Origin of the sequence: Dietzia sp. E1, assembly GCF_014145015.1 — a bacterium.
Lineage (GTDB): Bacteria > Actinomycetota > Actinomycetes > Mycobacteriales > Mycobacteriaceae > Dietzia > Dietzia cinnamea_A.
The window spans coordinates 1-1,975 of the sequence record NZ_JAALDU010000428.1 but is presented as its reverse complement, the minus strand read 5'-3'; the positions used below and the strand labels follow the sequence as shown (position 1 = coordinate 1,975).

1 protein-coding gene is annotated in these 1,975 nt (G+C 70.3%); it reads left to right on the top strand.

Features of this window, described 5'->3' with window-relative positions; genetic code table 11:
• Positions 1-1,827: PhoX family phosphatase (locus G6030_RS13440; RefSeq protein ID WP_182643467.1), on the top strand; the 1,827-nt coding region annotated here is incomplete at its 5' end.
• Positions 1,828-1,975 lie beyond the last annotated feature (148 nt).

Genomic DNA, 1,975 nt, shown 5'->3' with positions numbered 1-1,975 from the left:
CCCAACAAGGCCGACGCTGTGACCGTCCCCGAGGGCTACTCCAGTGACGTCGTGATCCGCTGGGGCGACCCCGTGCTGCCCGGCGCCCCGGAGTTTGACTTCGAGAACCAGACCGCGGCCGCCCAGGCCATGCAGTACGGCTACAACTGCGACCTCGCCGTGATGTTCCCGATGGACGACCGCGACGGCCGCTACCTGCTCACCGTCAACCACGAGTACACCACCGAGCCCACGATGTTCCGTGGCTACGACTCCGCGAACCCCACCCGCGAGCAGGTCGAGATCGCATGGGCCGCACACGGGCTGACCGTCGTCGAGCTGGCCACCCGCTCCTCCGACGGCGGCCTCGACCCCGTCATGGGCTCCTACAACCGTCGCATCACCGCCACCACCCCGTTCGAGCTGCGCGGTCCCGCCGTCGGCCCGCTCACCCGGACCACCGCCGACCCGACCGGCACGCGCGTCCTGGGCACGCTGAACAACTGCGCGGGCGGGCACACCCCGTGGGGCACCGTGCTCTCCGGCGAGGAGAACTTCAACCAGTACTTCGGCACCTCCGGTTCGGTCACCGACACCGAGCGCCGCGCGCAGCTGAGCCGCTACGGCATCAGCGTCTCCCCCTCCGGCCGGCTGTGGGAGCGGTTCGACGACCGCTTCGACCTGGCGAAGGAGCCCAACGAGGTCAACCGCTTCGGCTACGTCGTCGAGGTCGATCCCTGGGATCCCGACTCGACGCCGGTCAAGCACTCGGCCATGGGCCGCTTCAAGCACGAGGGCGCGAGCATCCACGTGACCGCCAACGGGACCGTCGTGGCCTACTCCGGTGACGACGAGCGCTTCGACTACCTCTACAAGTTCGTCTCCAGCCGCCGGATCGTCCCCGGCAACACCCGGGCCGCGCGGGCCGAGAACATGCGGATCCTCGACGAGGGCACCCTCTACGTGGCCACCTTCTCCGGCAACTCGCCCGCGTCCGAGATCGACGGCTCGGGCACCTTGCCGTCCGACGGCGCATTCGACGGTTCCGGCACCTGGATCCCGCTCATGACCGTCAACGCCGACGGCAAGGCCGTCTCGCACGTCGAGGGCATGACGACCGAGCAGGTCGCCGTGCACACGCGTATGGCCGGCGACAAGGTCGGCGCCACCAAGATGGACCGGCCCGAGGACGTGGAGCCCAGCCCCACCACCGGAAAGGTGTACATGGCGCTGACCAACAACTCCCAGCGCGGCGGCGCCGGCCGGGCCGCGGCCGACGAGGCCAACCCCCGGCACAACAACAAGCACGGTCAGGTCGTCGAGATCACCGACGACCACGAAGGCACCACCTTCGGCTGGAACCTGCTGCTCGTGTGTGGTGATCCCGCCGAGGCCGATTCCTACTTCGGCGGCTTCGACAAGTCCAAGGTCAGCCCGATCTCGTGCCCGGACAACGTCGCGTTCGACCCCGCCGGCGGACTGTGGGTGTCGACGGACGGGAACGCACTCGGCTTCAACGACGGCCTCTACTCGGTGGCCACCGAGGGGCCGAACCGCGGTGAGACCAAGCTGTTCCTCACGGTCCCGATCGGGGCGGAGACCTGCGGTCCGCTGGTGTTCAAGGATCGCGCGATCGTCAACGTCCAGCACCCGGGCGAGATGGACGGCGCGTCGATCGAGAACCCGGCCTCGCACTGGCCCGACGGCGGCGACTCCCAGCCGCGTCCGTCAACGGTCGTGGCCTGGCGCGACGGCTTCTCCGGCGGCACGGGCTCGCTCGGCTCGGGCTCCCTGGGCGGGGGTTCCCTGGGCTCGGGGTCGCTGCCGATGGGCTCGCTCGGCCGCTGACCGCCGCTGACCCCGCGGCCCCGTCGAGAAGAGATTTTCGCACCATTCCACTCGGGCGATACAGGCGAGATCCTCTTCTCGGCGGGCCCCGACCCGCCCGGCGCGGCCTACCGCCCGGCAGTCGGCGCCGCGACGGCCGGTGCCGCGC